The organism is Geminocystis sp. NIES-3709 (genome assembly GCF_001548115.1).
GTDB lineage: Bacteria > Cyanobacteriota > Cyanobacteriia > Cyanobacteriales > Cyanobacteriaceae > Geminocystis.
This window is the reverse complement of the sequence record NZ_AP014821.1, coordinates 2006533-2021963: the sequence shown is the minus strand read 5'-3', so window position 1 is coordinate 2021963 and position 15431 is coordinate 2006533. Positions and strand designations below refer to the sequence as shown.

11 protein-coding genes are annotated in these 15431 nt (G+C 34.4%); 4 read left to right on the top strand and 7 right to left on the bottom strand.

Annotation, left to right across the window (positions count from 1 at the left end; all coding sequences use genetic code 11):
* Positions 1-245: 245 nt before the first annotated feature.
* Complete coding sequence (locus tag GM3709_RS08635; RefSeq protein ID WP_066118347.1) at positions 246-1127, top strand: formylglycine-generating enzyme family protein; 882 nt, start codon at positions 246-248, stop codon at positions 1125-1127.
* Positions 1128-1283: 156 nt separating this feature from the next.
* Here GM3709_RS08635 and GM3709_RS08630 read toward each other — a convergent pair whose 3' ends face one another.
* The 3 genes from GM3709_RS08630 to GM3709_RS08620 form a co-directional block, all read right to left on the bottom strand.
* Positions 1284-1721: a VOC family protein gene (locus GM3709_RS08630; protein ID WP_066118346.1), complete on the bottom strand. Its 438-nt coding sequence runs from the start codon at positions 1719-1721 to the stop codon at positions 1284-1286.
* Between the two features lie 3 nt (positions 1722-1724).
* Complete coding sequence (locus GM3709_RS08625) at positions 1725-2234, bottom strand: TIGR02652 family protein (RefSeq protein WP_066118344.1); 510 nt, start codon at positions 2232-2234, stop codon at positions 1725-1727.
* A 123-nt stretch (positions 2235-2357) separates the two neighbouring features.
* Positions 2358-3905, bottom strand: coding sequence for a ferredoxin--nitrite reductase (locus GM3709_RS08620; protein ID WP_066118342.1), 1548 nt, complete (start codon positions 3903-3905; stop codon positions 2358-2360).
* Positions 3906-4524: 619 nt separating this feature from the next.
* On the opposite strand from GM3709_RS08620, the gene ppk1 reads away from it, so the two are divergent.
* Together ppk1 and GM3709_RS08610 are read left to right on the top strand one after the other, a co-directional pair.
* Complete coding sequence (ppk1, locus tag GM3709_RS08615) at positions 4525-6681, top strand: polyphosphate kinase 1 (RefSeq protein ID WP_066118341.1); 2157 nt, start codon at positions 4525-4527, stop codon at positions 6679-6681.
* Between the two features lie 117 nt (positions 6682-6798).
* Positions 6799-7119, top strand: a complete 321-nt coding sequence (locus GM3709_RS08610) for a DUF3155 domain-containing protein (protein WP_066121830.1) — start codon at positions 6799-6801, stop codon at positions 7117-7119.
* Between the two features lie 37 nt (positions 7120-7156).
* Here the strand turns inward: GM3709_RS08610 and GM3709_RS08605 are convergent, their stop codons facing one another.
* The 3 genes from GM3709_RS08605 to GM3709_RS08595 form a co-directional block, all read right to left on the bottom strand.
* Positions 7157-8014, bottom strand: coding sequence for a fructosamine kinase family protein (locus GM3709_RS08605; protein ID WP_066118339.1), 858 nt, complete (start codon positions 8012-8014; stop codon positions 7157-7159).
* Between the two features lie 114 nt (positions 8015-8128).
* Entirely contained in the window at positions 8129-9901 is a 1773-nt protein-coding gene (locus GM3709_RS08600) for an iron uptake porin (RefSeq protein ID WP_066118337.1), read from the bottom strand.
* A 763-nt stretch (positions 9902-10664) separates the two neighbouring features.
* Complete coding sequence (locus GM3709_RS08595) at positions 10665-12299, bottom strand: AarF/ABC1/UbiB kinase family protein (protein WP_066118335.1); 1635 nt, start codon at positions 12297-12299, stop codon at positions 10665-10667.
* Positions 12300-12638: 339 nt separating this feature from the next.
* On the opposite strand from GM3709_RS08595, the gene GM3709_RS08590 reads away from it, so the two are divergent.
* Entirely contained in the window at positions 12639-13715 is a 1077-nt protein-coding gene (locus GM3709_RS08590) for a hypothetical protein (RefSeq protein WP_066118333.1), read from the top strand.
* 158 nt (positions 13716-13873) lie between these two features.
* Here GM3709_RS08590 and GM3709_RS08585 read toward each other — a convergent pair whose 3' ends face one another.
* Entirely contained in the window at positions 13874-15349 is a 1476-nt protein-coding gene (locus tag GM3709_RS08585) for a CPBP family intramembrane glutamic endopeptidase (protein WP_066118331.1), read from the bottom strand.
* Positions 15350-15431 lie beyond the last annotated feature (82 nt).

Here is a 15431-nt window from a genome sequence, read left to right as displayed (position 1 = left end):
TTTTCAATATACTTATATAATAATTTTTAGTTAATTAATTAAAATTTACATAATTTAAACAACTCATGATTGAAAACTATTTTTTATAACAGTTAAAATTAATAAATGTTGTTTATTTATTTTTTCTATTGCTATATATTAAAAACTATTTTGAAGCGTTATTAAATAATAATTTGATTATATTTAAAATTTTCAATATAATTAGTTAACAAATCATCTTTAAGAAAAAGAAAACCCTGAAAGTTATGAATAATTGTCAAAAGTATAAATATCAGGTTGTAACTATCAATTTAGCCCCATTTAATTCCCAGAGTCCTACTACTTTAAGTTTAAATAAAGTCGAAAAAGAAGGAGATTATTTTGAGGTACGACTATCAGAAAATAGTCTATTAGAAATGGTATATATTCCTCAAGGACAGTTTATCATGGGTACTCCAGAAACCGAACAAGGTAGAAGTAAAGATGAAACTCCTCAACATCAAGTATTGATCGAGTCTTTTTTTGTCAGTAAATATCCCATCACTCAAAATCAATATATAGCCGTAATGAATGAGAATCCTTCCTTTTTTAAGGGAGAAAATAAACCCGTAGAAAATATTTCTTGGTTTTCTGCTCAAAATTTTTGTCAAAAACTGTCGGCTTTAACTGGTAAACAATTTCGTCTGTTGACAGAATCTGAATGGGAATATGTTTGTAGGGCTCGAACTGAGACACCTTTTTCTTTTGGTAAAAGTATAACTCCTGAATTGGCTAATTATAAGGCTAGTTATGGTTATGGAGATGGAAAAAGTGGTCAATGGAGACAAGAAACCACCGATGTAGATAGTTTTTATGCTAACGATTTTGGGTTATATGATCTTCATGGTAATGTTTGGGAATGGTGTCAAGATCATTGGCACGAAGATTATGATCGATCTCCTTGCGATGGTAGTGCTTGGTTAGAAACTTCTCCAGATTCTGAGGAAGATTTACCCAGAGTTATTAGGGGCGGTTCGTGGGATGATACTGCTTATTATTGTCGATCAGGGGTAAGATTATGGACTTTACCTCAATTTAAAGGAAAATTAATCGGTTTTCGAGTAGCCTGTGATATTAATGAAGAATTGGGAATGAGAGATGAAGAATAATAAAATTTAGGCTTTGCTGATTTATGCTATAAGTCAATTTATTGCAAGGCGGTTAACGATTAAATCTTAAAAATCCATAAATATTAATTATTATCGATCGTGTTCACTAAATTATTAAATTTCCATTCCCTAGGTTGGCCAAAAGACTTTTTGAGTTCAGTAAGCCCTAATTATTTCAATAGGTAAGTTATCCGTGTCAGCAATAAAAGCTACTTCATAAACTCGATCGCCGATCATCTGTTGTTGTGGCGGTAATAATATCTTTAAGAGAGATACTCCAGAGGGATTTTCCTGACTGGTTTTCTTAAATTTATTTTGCAACTCATCTAACCATATCGGTAAACTAAGTACATTATTTGTCACATCAAAAGAAAGATGATAATAACCCACATAATGTTCATCATCAAAAGCATCGGGAGCAGGTTTTGGTTCTGGTATCTGCATTAACTCCAGTCTTCCTCCTAATCCCTCTAACCAACAAGCTAAAGTATAACCAGCCGTAAATCTTTCTTTTACGGTAAAGCCTAATAACTCATAAAATTCGATCGCTTTCATTATATCCGCCGTGCGAATAGATACATGGTGTAGAATCATGATTTATTCAAATAAACGAAAATAGGGATAACGAGAAGGTGCGCCTTTTTCCTTTTCCAAAATAAAATTAATTATTCCCCAACAAGGTTCATCGCTAGACTTTGGACTAAATTCCACGGGCAAACCATATAGTCTATATATTTTACTATCTTGATCTCCTTGCCAACTATTGCCTTTTTCTAAATAAGAATTAATTAATGAATAATATCGATCGGCGATAATAACTTTAGTAGCACGGTAACCGTCTGTATAGAGTCTATCTAAAGCCTCATGAATTTCAAACCTAATACCATCAGGATGAGTATGTTGCCGATACCATTTACTTTTCCACAAACGCCAATGTCGGCCTGATTGTAAATGTACTAATTCTTTGGTGTTAGGATCTGCTTCAAATGCACCATGACGAGGGCATAAATAACTATCTGTTAAAGTTAATGCTTGTATAACTTCACGACAATGAGGACATTTGATTTCGGGGCCAAAAATGGGATATTGGAAATTGAGATCGGTCATGATTTATTATGCAAGGCAAATATAAAAATTACATGAGTTGCTTTTAATTATAGTTCTGATCTCAAAAAAAATTAAACATACTCAATTGAGAATAATTTTATCCCATCTATTCTTCACTATTCCCTATTTTGTCGTAGCTCCAAATTCATTGATTAACAAATCTTTTAGCACAATTTTGAGATCATCACAGGGGATACTTTTTTCCTTTAATTCTCCTAAATGAGCGTCTTTTCCCACTTTACCGCCTAAAAATAGGTTAACTCCTTCTACCACTTGGCCATCTTTTTTAGCTTTTGTACCCATTAAACCAATATCTCCTGCTTGAGCTTGGCCACAGGAATTAGGACAACCTGTCCAATGAATGCGCACTCGATCGGGTATATTTAATTCAGCATCTAATTCTTGGGCTAATTGTAAACCTCTCTGTTTCGTCTCCACCAGAGCAAAGTTACAATAACGAGAACCAGTACAGGAAATTAACGATCGAGTTAAAGGTGTAGGATTGATAGAATAACGTTGTAAAATAGGTTCACTCAAAAAGGTTTCTACCTTATCATTAGGCACAAAAGGAATAATAAAATTCTGCTCAACGGTTGCCCTAATTTCTCCATTACCGTAAATCTCCGCTAAACGAGCAATCTCAAACATATCTTGTGCCATTAAATGCCCTACAGGAATATGAATCCCTATATAACTATAGCCTTCCTGTTTTTGGGGATGGACTCCTAAATGATCTCGTTTTTCTAAAGTAATTTCATCTTGAAGTGCAGCAAAATAAAGAGATTTACCCAATTTCTTCTCTACTTCTATACGAAAACGATTCATACCCCATTTATCTACTAACCACATTAAACGGGATTTTCCTCGATTTTCTCTTAAACCTTCTGTTAAGCCATTTTCGCTATAAACAGAAAGAATTGCAGCCGAAAGTTCAATTACTTCATCATTAGGATGTACCCATACATCCATCGGAATAGATTCTGCACATCGTTGTGCCGATAGATAACCACCAATTAAAACATTAAAACCAAATTCACCATCTTTGAAAGCTGGGATAAAAGCAATATCATTAATTTCTGCATGAATAGAATTATCTCTAGCACCATCTACAGCAATATTTAACTTGCGAGGTAAATTACTAAATTCATAATTTCCTTGTCCTTTATTTGTAATTAAATCCTGTAACTTTTGATTTAATTCTCTGGTATCGAATAACTCATCAGGATCAATTCCAGCAGTAGGAGAACCTGTTAAGTTACGAACATTATCCATCCCTGATTGAATGGAAGTAATACCTACCGCTTCTAATTGTTGGAAAATTTCGGGTATATCCTGTAAATGAACCCCTCTTAATTGGATATTTTGACGAGTGGTAATATCTGCGCTACCATCTTCTCCATATCGATCGATAATTTCTGCAAAAGTACGCATTTGTTCACTGGTAAAAATTCCGTTAGGGATACGCAACCTTAACATGAACTTACCCGGAGTAACAGGACGAAAAAAGATGCCAAACCACTTTAAACGGACAATTAAATCATCTTCATTCATGGCCTCCCAACCGATTTCGGCAAATTTAGTTAATTCTTCTTTTATATCTAAACCGTGTTTTTCGGCTTTAATTTTCTCTATTTTATTTAATTTAACTTTTGTTTCAGTTGCAACCGTCATGGTTTAACCTCTTTTTATAAAACTTTACAATAATATGAACTAAAATTAAAGATCCTTGTAATAAGGGTGGTCTTGCCTAGTATCTAATACAAAACTCAGAACGATCGTTAGTTAATTTGAGAACAGGTTATAAATTTTACTCTTAATCTTTTGTAACTGTTAATACCGAATACTCGAATAGGAGCAGATATAACATAACTTTTATGTGCTTTTTACATCAAATATGTAGGTTAACCAAATCATAACTTGATTAAGCCTCAGTTCAGGATAAGATTTATTGACGAGGAAAAGTAATAAGTACTAAGTAATAAGTATGGTGGATTTTTATTAATTGTAAAATAGCCCCAGACGTATCTAAGTATAATAATGAGGGAAAACGACAGGCAGAGTTACACTGTGATTATAAGTATTAGAAAAAGTATTGAAACCCTTTTCAAACCCAACATCTTTTCATTTTAGTACTAATATATTTATTTGACTTCAGTATTGAAAGTGGTAAATTCTTTCTCCCAAATAACTTAAGTTAAATATACTAGCGAAAGTCATAACTTAATGTCACAAAAAACAGTTGCCTTTTGCCTTATTCAAAAAATCAACTTATTAACTTCTAAAGAAATATATGCAAGACCAAATTAGTAATCTAAAACATCCACAATATTATTTCAATCGAGAATTGAGTTGGCTAGAATTTAACTACAGAGTGTTACAAGAGGCTATTAATGAAAGAACACTACTTTTAGAAAGACTTAAATTTACAGCTATTTTTAGTTCTAATTTAGATGAATTTTTTATGGTAAGAGTAGCTGCTTTAAAACGACAAATCGAAGCAGAAGTAAGTAAGTTAACCCCCGATGGTAGAACCCCAGTACAGCAAATTCAAGAGATTAATCAACGGTTACGTCCTCTTATTAAACAACAAGTAGAAAACTTTGAATATAATCTCAAAAAAGAACTCATTAATTACGGCGTACATCTCATTAATTTTGTTGATCTGAATCAAGAACAAAGACATTATTTACATCAATATTTTGATAATAACATTTTTCCTGTACTCACTCCTTTAGCCGTTGATCCCAGTCATCCTTTTCCCCATATGTCTAATTTGAGCTTAAATTTAGCTGTATTAGTCAAAAATCCTGATACGGGTGCGGAATTATTTGCTAGAGTAAAAGTCCCGAAAACATTACCTCGTTTTGTCACTTTTCCTGCTGAATTACGGCAAGTTGGCCATAATGAGGATAAAATTATTTGGGTAGGAATCCCCCTTGAGCAAGTTATTGCTCACCACCTAGAAGCCCTATTTCCGGGTATGAACGTTCAAGAATGTCATAATTTTCGTTTGACTAGAGATGCAGATTTAGGAGTGCAAGAAGACGAAGCAGATGATTTATTGTTAGCGATACAACAAGAACTACGAAAACGTCGTTTTGCAGGTTCGGCAGTACGTTTAGAAATTCATCCTTCTATGCCGGAGCATATTCAACAAATGTTAATGCAAGGTTTAGATTTAGAAGAAATAGATATTTATGAAATAGATGGTTTATTGGGTTTAAATGACTTATTTGCTTTGACAAGTTTACCTTTACCAGATTTAAAAGATATTCCTTGGAATGGCGTTGTACCGCCACCTTTTGATCAATTAAGAGAGTTAGAAATGGTTAGAGGAAGTGAAAATAGCGATAGCATTAGTGAGGAATTTTTTGCCATGATTCGCAAGTCAGATTTAATGCTACACCATCCTTATCACTCTTTTTCTGGTACAGTACAACAGTTTATCACCCAAGCGGCCAACGATCGACAGGTTATGGCGATAAAAATGACGTTGTATAGGACTTCAGGAGATTCTCCCATCATTAAAGCCTTGATTGATGCGGCTGAAAATGGTAAGCAAGTAGTAGCTTTAGTGGAATTAAAAGCCCGTTTTGATGAAGAAAATAATATTCTTTGGGCAAGGAAATTAGAAAAGGCTGGAGTACACGTTGTTTATGGGCTTGTGGGTTTAAAAACCCATACTAAAGTTATTTTGGTAGTGCGAAAAGAAAAAGATAAAATTCGTCGTTATGTTCATATTGGTACGGGAAATTACAATCCAAAAACAGCTAAACTTTATACGGATTTGGGCTTAATTAGTTGCAGAGAAGATTTAGGTGCAGACTTGACAGACTTGTTTAATTTTTTGACAGGTTATTCTAAACAAAAAGTATTTCGTAAGTTATTAGTAGCACCAGTAACTATGCGGGATCGAATGATCTCTATGATTGAAAGAGAAGCAAAACATTGTCAAAATGGCGGTACAGGAAGAATTGTGGCTAAAATGAACTCCTTAGTTGATGTTCCTGTAATTGAAGCATTATATAAGGCATCTCAAGCAGGAGTAAAAATAGACTTAATTCTTCGAGGCATTTGTAGCTTAAGACCGGGAATTGAAGGCATTAGCGATAATATAAGAGTAATTAGTATTATCGGGCGTTTTCTCGAACATTCTCGAATTTTTTACTTCCATAACAACGGTGATGAAGAAATTTATATTGGTAGTGCAGATTGGATGGGTAGGAATTTATCTCGCCGAGTAGAAGCTATTACACCAGTAGAAGATCCTAATTTATTAAAGCAATTGCAGGAAATTTTAGGAATTATGTTATCCGATAATCAACAATCTTGGGAGTTACAGTCGGATGGTAGCTATATTCGTCGTCAATGTCAACCCGGAGAAAAAGAATTAAATACTCATAACATCTTAATGGATATGGCGATCGACTCGGTAGAAATCAATTAAATATTTTTGCCCACTATTGATTGCTATGGAAAGGCTATTGACTTTTTAGAAAAAACGTTATATAATTCCCCAAAATGTAGTAAATAGAACATTTAACTTATGAAGGAGGAAGTAAGGTTGGCACGGAAAAGAAAGCGTAAAAGTCGCCGCCGCCTTGAGGGACGAAAAATATTAGAACTTGTACCTCACTACTATATCGAGAGTGGAGAAGATAAGCCAGTAACTGCCGCTAGAAAGCATATCCGAGCTAATGGGATTAAACCCCCTGCCCTTTTAGTAGTTAAAAGAAATGAGCATACTACTGATAGATATTTTTGGGCAGAAAAAGGATTATTTGGAGCTCAATATGTGGAAGAGAATCATTTTCTTTTCCCTAGTTTAAGGGTTATTAAACCTCAAGTAAAAGTAACTACACCAATTTTATCTACTACTCATTAACATTTTAAATAGACAATTATCAATTAACATTTTTATATTAAATTTCTTTGATCATTCTTTTCGCTTGAATTTCATAATTACCACCAAATAAGTTGAAATGGTTGAGAATATGATATAAATTATAAATATTTTTTCTTTGGTTATACCCTTTATCTAAAGACCATTGTTGATTATATCCTTCATAAAAAGTGGAAGGAAAACCACCGAATAATTCTGTCATGGCAATGTCCACTTCTCGATCGCCATAGTAACAAGCAGGATCAAAAATAGTACCCTCTCCACTATGAGTAAATCCCGCATTTCCAGACCATAAATCTCCATGAACTAAAGAAGGTTTCGGATGATGGTTAAATAAACTTTCTCGTACTTTTTCAATAATTTCCTGACTATTTTTAAAGTTACCTCCTCGCCGATTCCCTAATATTAGTTGATAGCCAATTCTTTTTTCTGCAAAAAAATCCGCCCAACTATCTTTCCAATCGTTAATTTGTGAAGTTGATCCGATCGTATTATTAATATACCATCCGAAGGGTTTTTCTATTTTTACTTGATGTAATAAGGCTAATTTTTGTCCCATTAATGGCCATGATCGACTATCTCCACGGCCTAAATTGATATATTCTAAAACAAGATAACTATTATTACCCGATATACCATAACAAATCGGTTTCGGCACAACGATCGTATTTGTATTGTACATTTCTTCTAAAGCGATCGATTCAGCTTTAAACATCTCTATCTGTGATGCACTATTCAACTTCACAAAATAGCTAATATTTTTACCGATAAGTTCATAAGCCTGATTGATACATCCACCACCAATCGATCGATAATTAATTAATTCAAAGTGAGAATTAGTATGTTTAATAATTGCCTTAATAATTTCCGTCCACATATTAACCGTCATTTTAGTTTATTCATAAAAATATTTTTTAAACATTCATTAAAAAACCCCTACCTGAATTAACAAGTAGAGGTTCAAGTATTAGACTAAACTAATTGATTCAAATTAGAAAGTGAAAGTGGTTCTTAAAGTACCAATAATTCCATCTTGGTTACTTCCTTGATTAGTATTACTTACCCAAATAACACCAGGAGTAACGGAAATATTATCGGTTAACTGATATTTGTAGAATGCCTCTACATGAACAGGGATATTATCAGAGGTAATACGAACACGACGAGAATTACCACCACCATCAGTTACAAAATAAGTAGCACTACCGTTATAAGGTTGAACCCCAGCAAAGATACCCAAAACACTACCTTCTTTAAATAAATCAGGGAAGGCAACACCACCACCATAACTCCAAATATCATCGTTACCACGACCGATACGAGTTAAATTAGTATAGTTGAAGAAAGCACTCAAGCTAACGCCATCAGTAACACGCCATGCCACTTGGCTTCCGTAAGAATTACTGATTTTATCACCTTGATCCACAGTAGCACCAGGAAAACGAGCACCCAAAATACTATCTAATTGACTGTTAGATTGGTTTGCTAATTGAGTACCAACTACACCAAAACCACTACCAGCACCGTTACCAAATACAGGACTATCAGCTTTGTGGAAACCGTTAACATAGGTGAAACCTAACGCAAAAGTGTCACTCATGTTAAAGTTAAGTTGACCTAAAATGGAAGAATCTCCATTGAATATACCTTGTCCTTGCTCAGGAGAGTTAGGTGATCCACCCGCCAAATAACCGACAGTAGCAGTACTAGGTCCTAAAAGTCCTTCTAAGAAACCTAAACGATAGCTGAAAGCAACCCCAGAACCACCACCAATACGGTAGATAGGACTTTCAGAGGCGAAAGGAGACAAGGCACCATTACCACCATCGTAGTCTTCAAAGAAGGGATTTAATGTAGGTGCATAGTCGCTGTGGATACCGCCCCAACCTGCTACATAGGTTTTAATTTCAGTATTTTCTCCTAATTTGATGGGTGCGTAATAAGCTAACCAATCGACTTGGACATCGTTATTTGCTCCGGGATATAAGTTGAAAGTCTGATTTAAGGTTGCACTAGGTCCAGAAACACCTCTGTTTGTAGCGGGTAATCCACCAGTACGGAAAGTATTCGTTCCATTTACGTTAAATGCACCTGCGTTACCTGCTGATAAACGAGTGATTAAGGTATCTTCTCCAGTGAAACTGGTATTTAATGCTAAACGAACACGATCAGCAAGAATAGCTTGGTTTCCATCTTCAAAGTTTTGGGTTAAAGCCATAATGACTTCCCCTTTTAATTTGGTGGTGGTGGAGAATTGGTGATCTTCTAAGAAAGCAACTCTACCTTCTAAGTTGTCAACTCTTGCACCTAAAGCGGCTAATTCACTTTCAAACTCAGCCATTAAGCGTTTTAGTTTTTCAATGTCTTCTTTCATTACTGCTTCACTAGCGGCAATTAAACGCTCCATTTGCTGCATACAAGCGTTTAAACCAGCGGCAAATTCATAACGACTTAAAGCACGATTTCCTCTGAAGGTACGATCAGGATAACCAACGATACAACCATAACGTTCTACTAAACTACGGAGAGCTTCAAAAGCCCAATCGGTAGGAGAAACATCTCTAAGTTGAGAAACACTGGTAACTTGATCTTTAGAAGAAGTACCACCTTCGGAACTATAGGTATCTAGCTGATTGATGATTTGCGCATCCACTTCAGGATTCGCTTGAGAGATTTCGTTGGCTTGAACTTGGGAAGTAGCTAACAGACTAGCACCCACTAATATAGGGGTTATTTTAATCGATTGCCAAAAATTCTTTTTCATAGTTTTAGTTTCCTCACACCTTACTTTTTTGCTGTCAGTAATTTTATTAAAAAATAAAGCCTTAACAGTTTCATAATGTTATGTTAGCACGAAAACATAAATTGATCACTAATAAATCTAAAGATTTTGTTAAGAGTTCCTAACTTATTGTTAACCTCTATAACTGGAAAACCCTTTCACCTATGACTAATCAAGGAAAAAGGGCGTTTGCTTTTGAGTGAAATGTGGATTTTCTAGTTTTCCAAAGTTCTGACTGCTGGAAGGAATAATGAGTCAAGACTTTTAACTTTTGTTAATCCAGTCTGTAATCTTTTTCTGATTACACAGCCCCAGCACACAGCCGAGCTTGAATCTCCAGAAAACCCACCATATTACTACTACTATCTATCATGGGCATCACCTCCTGTTCTTCCTGAACGGTTTTTAATTAGTTTATTGCAAATATCGTAACTTATAAAATTTGAAATGACAAGTGCTTAATGAGGACTTTCGCAAAAATAGTTTTTTGCCACCCAACCCCTAACTAAACTATGGTGGGATTCCTGTTTTTATAACAATTTCTAGACTAATGAGGTATGCTTAAATCTTTTAAGAAGGAAGACTTTAATTTTATTTTTGTACCTCGTAACCATAAAAAATGCTATATATCAAACTCAAGTCAAGAAAGTTAATTTCTTGTTGGTTGTATCTGAAACAAGAAAATTTAGTGAACAAAATTTTTATTTACTAATCATAATGTTTATAACTGGATGATTGACTAAATTTATTTCAGTCTGCCCGATCGAAGGATACTGATAATAAGCCATAATCCTAGTAAGGTGGCAACGGCAAAAAGAATGTTACTCAAGAATATTAATTGTCCGGTGGTTGCACCAGTACTAATGATTGCTGCCCCCATAATTAATGAGCCAACAACAATACTAAAGGATAAACGGTTCGCTGAGTCATCGACACTACGCCTTAAGCCTTCTATTTCCCTAATTTGTAGTTGCCATTGGAAAGTTTCTGAACTGAGTCTATCGAGGATTGAATCTATTTGGCGGGGCGATCGTAAAGTAATAGATTTTAAGTCTAAAACTGTCCTAAATAGAGTCTGATAAGGAGTATCACCAATAAATTGACGGCGAAAAAGATCCGTTATGAGAGGTTTTATTTCTTCGAGAAGATTGATATTAGGATTAAATTTTCGAGCAACTCCTTCTAAATTGGCAAGGCTTTTGGCAAATAATCCCATGTTACTAGGTAATTTGATTTTATTCGATCGGGCAACTTCTAAAATCTCGTAAAATACTTCACTAAAATTTAATTGAGAAAGACTGAGGTTATAGTATTTTCTGAGCATTTTTTGATAGTCATTTTCTAATCTTGCGATGTTGGTATGAATAGCATTAGTATCTGACAGTTCGAGGGTAAGCTGAGCACATCTTTGGGCATCTATATCAACGATCGCTAATAACATTTCTGTTAGTAGTTGTTGAGTTTTAGGATCCAGTCTGCCAATCATGCCACAATCGATTAAACCGACTTTGTTGTTATCAAGGTAGAATATATTGCCAGGATGAGGATCGGCATGAAAGAAACCATCAATAAATATTTGTTGAAAAAAAGCTCTAAATAATAGGGTACTAACTTGTTGTCTTGTTTTGGGAGTGTTGGGAATATCAGCAGAAAGAATTGGTTTACCGTCTAACCATTCCATGAATAAAACTTTTTGAGTGGTAAATTGCCAATAAATTTTGGGGATAGTGAGTTGTTGAGAGTCAAACCAAGGACTATTACTCAGATTTTGTCTTAATTTATCGGTAAAGTTGGCTTCTTGATGAAAATCTAATTCTGCAAGTACGGCTTTGGTAAAATCATCTGCTAAGTTAACCACATCATATTCATTGCCAAAGTCAGTTAAGGAGATAATTTCCGCAATCCCTTTGATCAAAATTACGTCTTGATTAACAATTCTATCAATATCAGGTCGTTGTACTTTGATGGCTACTTCTTCTCCTGTAGTTAAGGTGGCTTTGTGTATTTGAGCGATCGAACCTGCGGCTACAGGTTGACGATCGATCGTTGTAAATATTGTTTCTAGGGATTGGTCTAATTGTTGTGTTAAAGTTTGTTCAATTAAACCCCATGCAACGGGGGGAACTTGTGCTTGAAGTGCTGTTAATGCTTCTATGTATTTAGGAGGTAGTAAATCAGGACGAGTACTGAGTAGCTGACCAAATTTGACGTAAAAAGGGCCTAATTGCACTAAGATTTTGCGAAAAACTTCAGGAGGTGGTAGTTGAGGTTTATCGGATTTGCCTCCTGTAAGAATACCACGCATATATTCCCAACCATTTCCCAAGACTATTTCAATAATTTCTCTTTGTCGTGAACTGGTTTGAGTTAAAGAAAACATAAGTTAATTATTAATTAGGAATAAGTAATTAAACGTTAACCTGTTTTGTCTCGATCGAGTAGTGTCACTTTGTAATGTAATGGAATTTTAATAGAAGAAAAATACATATAGCATTTCTATTTAGGTTGTGTCTCAAAACGTAAAGATTTTGTCATTGGTCATTACTAACAAGGATTTGGCTTGATTTTTGATAATCTTTGATTATTTACAACTCATTTAGGATTGCTATAGTTATAAAAGTTAACACTTAAAAATCGATGAATCATCGAAAATTAAATGTAGATCACGAGAAATAATTATTTAATCATCGCACTTCACTTAATCAAAATATCAAAAAACATGAAAACCGATATACACCAAATACTTGAAATATTTACTGAATTTGTTGGTACTCATAATTATCAAAACAATCCTATTTTAAGTGTTTATGTAGATATTGATTCCACAAATCCAGATAATAGAAGAGAACAACCAGCATGGCAAATTGAATTAAAAAACGAGTTAAAACGAATTGAGTCTCAATTAGATCCAGAAGAAATGAAGCGTTGGGATAATCAGAAAATTTGGTCTGAGACGGAAACAATGATCATGAATTATCTACAGAGTGAAAAGCCCACAGGTCGATCGATTGTTGTGTTCACTGATTTTAAAGATATAATCGGTGTTGATTTACCCATACCCATGAAAACGGCAATATATTATGGATTGCCACAAATTAAGCACCTTTTATTTGCTATGGATCAGTATAAAGAATATTCTGCCATCCTTTTCTCTGGTTCGGAAGCGAGAATAGTAGAAGTATTTTTAACTCGATCGACTAATGAAATAAGGATAGAGACAGAACATGAATTGTCTCGCAAATTTGGACGCAAAGCGAATACCCTTACAGACGATCGCCGTGACAGAGAATTTGACGTTCGTTTTATCAGGGAAATGGTAACAGAAATCAATCAATATTTTCTCGATCATTTAGAAGATTCTCGTATTATTTTTGGTGGTAATTTGAAACAAGCAGGAAAAATTAAAAATGCTCTTAATCCCGCCGTTAGAAACTTAGTAGTTGCCATTGAACCGATGGACTTCAAACTTGCCGATAACGAAATCGCTGAGATTGTTCGCCCTATCGCCTACGCTTATGAGCAGGATCATGATGTTACTGTTGTAGAGAACTTGATCTATAAATTTAATAAAAATGCTACTGCGGTAATTGAAAAACAAGGAGTTGAAAAAGCGTTAAGTGAAGCGAGAGTAAAAACTTTAGTAATTCCTTATCCTATGGATACAGAAGAATTTGACTCTCTTATTGTTGAAGTTATTTTATCAGGTGCACAGGTTGAATTTGTTTATGGTGAGGGTGCAGAAAAATTAAAACAGTATGGAGGAATTGGTGCTGAACTATATTATTCTGTGAGGTAAGCTAAAATTCATGTATTTTTCTGTCGGTAGAGACAAGACAGTATGACAGGTGGACAGGGAGAGGGGAATAAGACAAAATCTATATAGTTTTCTATGGGTATCAATCAATAAGACAGGTGGATGTGGATAGGGAAAAGGATTTATTCAGCAAATCCGACTTATGTAAGTTTACTTCCAAGTAGAAAAAGGCTAAATAATGTGCCACTATTCCATAAACTATGTAGAATAATAGACGCTAATAAACTACGCGATCGAGTATAGACTATACCTAAAATAATCCCTAAAGTTGCGAGGGGTATAGTTTCTGCTAGACTTAAATGGGCGATCGCAAAAATAACTCCACTGACAATAATAGCACCCCAAACAGGAAGATAACGAGTGAGAGACGGTAGTAAAAAACCTCTAAACATAATTTCTTCAAAGATTGGTGCCGCAATGGAAGCAGTAATAAAAAAGATTGCTAAGGCGAATTTATCTTGAGATTCTAAAGCGAGAAGTAATAGGGGATTACTACCTCCTCTGCCTTGCCACAATTGTTGATTGAGGATTGAGACAAAAAAAACAGAAGGAATAGCCACTAAATAACCGCCGATTCCCCACCAATACCAATTTTTATTAGTGATTTTAAACCAATCTTGAGGCAACGGAAAAAAGGGTTTTAAGGAAAGATACAACACTAATAATCCTCCCCCTGCCATTAAAAAGTAGCTCAGTAAAACGTATAAGGCTTTACCCTTGATACCTAAAACCGCAGGATTAAAACCACCAATACCAAAAATAATGGGCAATAGTACTTGACTCAGGAAGAAAAAACCAACGATGAAAACTTGCCAAATAATTTCCCAATCCCAAGGAGATTCCCAAGAAATATTATAATTTATAGCAAGAATAGAATCTTGTTTTTTTGTGAGTAATTGAATTAGTAAAAATATAATTAAACCAAAACCAATTATTCCGCCAAAAACGGGAATTAAGCTCAAGGTAAATAATCTATAAATAGCTTTTTCTGCTAAATTTTGTTGTTGATATATTATTTCTTCTACTTTAATTTGATTATTGGCGTTGTTATAATTCTTTTCTAAAATTTTTAGTTTAAACCAACTATCTAATTTATTAGTAATTTTTTCTTCTAGTTTTTCATCAAAATAAGCCTGTTTTACCCAAATATCGCTTAAGGTTTCTGATATATTTTTATTTGATATTTGTTGCCAATAATTAGTCGCTAAATCAAGATTATTTTCTTCTGCAAGAATAATTCCTAATTTCAGATTTAATTCATCTATCAATTTTTCATTTTGAATTATACTTTTTTTTAGTTGTTGTCTAGGGGTTTCTGTGGCGATCGAGTCTTCATTTTCTTTTAATTTATTAAGAGAATCTTGAGTTAAAGTCAAAGCCTTTTCGTAACTTGATCGAGCAATAGAAAGAGGATTTTCACCGATCAAATTCTGACTAATACTACTAATATTTTCTTGTGAGGGATTCCATGAGGAGGCGTTGAGAATCAAATTCGTTTGATATAATTCCAATTGTGCTTGAACTTGAGGTTCACCTAAACTCTGACTAAGGGCAAAAAAAACGCTATACATAGACAGTATAGTTAAAATTGCTAACAGCGATCGCTTCCAATTCATAAAAATATTATTATCTCCAAAAAGTTAAGGGACTCGAAGATCAAGCCCCTAAAAATTAATAGTTGATTGTTGATGGTTAATG

What these genes read in the sequence shown, in the direction of transcription:
- GM3709_RS08585 (WP_066118331.1), bottom strand. Translation starts at nt 15,349, where the DNA reads ATGAATTGGAAGCGATCGCTGTTAGCAATTTTAACTATACTGTCTATG.
- GM3709_RS08635 (WP_066118347.1), top strand. Translation starts at nt 246, where the DNA reads ATGAATAATTGTCAAAAGTATAAATATCAGGTTGTAACTATCAATTTA.
- GM3709_RS08595 (WP_066118335.1), bottom strand. Translation starts at nt 12,299, where the DNA reads ATGTTTTCTTTAACTCAAACCAGTTCACGACAAAGAGAAATTATTGAA.
- GM3709_RS08600 (WP_066118337.1), bottom strand. Translation starts at nt 9,901, where the DNA reads ATGAAAAAGAATTTTTGGCAATCGATTAAAATAACCCCTATATTAGTG.
- ppk1 (WP_066118341.1), top strand. Translation starts at nt 4,525, where the DNA reads ATGCAAGACCAAATTAGTAATCTAAAACATCCACAATATTATTTCAAT.
- GM3709_RS08630 (WP_066118346.1), bottom strand. Translation starts at nt 1,721, where the DNA reads ATGATTCTACACCATGTATCTATTCGCACGGCGGATATAATGAAAGCG.
- GM3709_RS08590 (WP_066118333.1), top strand. Translation starts at nt 12,639, where the DNA reads ATGAAAACCGATATACACCAAATACTTGAAATATTTACTGAATTTGTT.
- GM3709_RS08605 (WP_066118339.1), bottom strand. Translation starts at nt 8,014, where the DNA reads ATGTGGACGGAAATTATTAAGGCAATTATTAAACATACTAATTCTCAC.
- GM3709_RS08620 (WP_066118342.1), bottom strand. Translation starts at nt 3,905, where the DNA reads ATGACGGTTGCAACTGAAACAAAAGTTAAATTAAATAAAATAGAGAAA.
- GM3709_RS08625 (WP_066118344.1), bottom strand. Translation starts at nt 2,234, where the DNA reads ATGACCGATCTCAATTTCCAATATCCCATTTTTGGCCCCGAAATCAAA.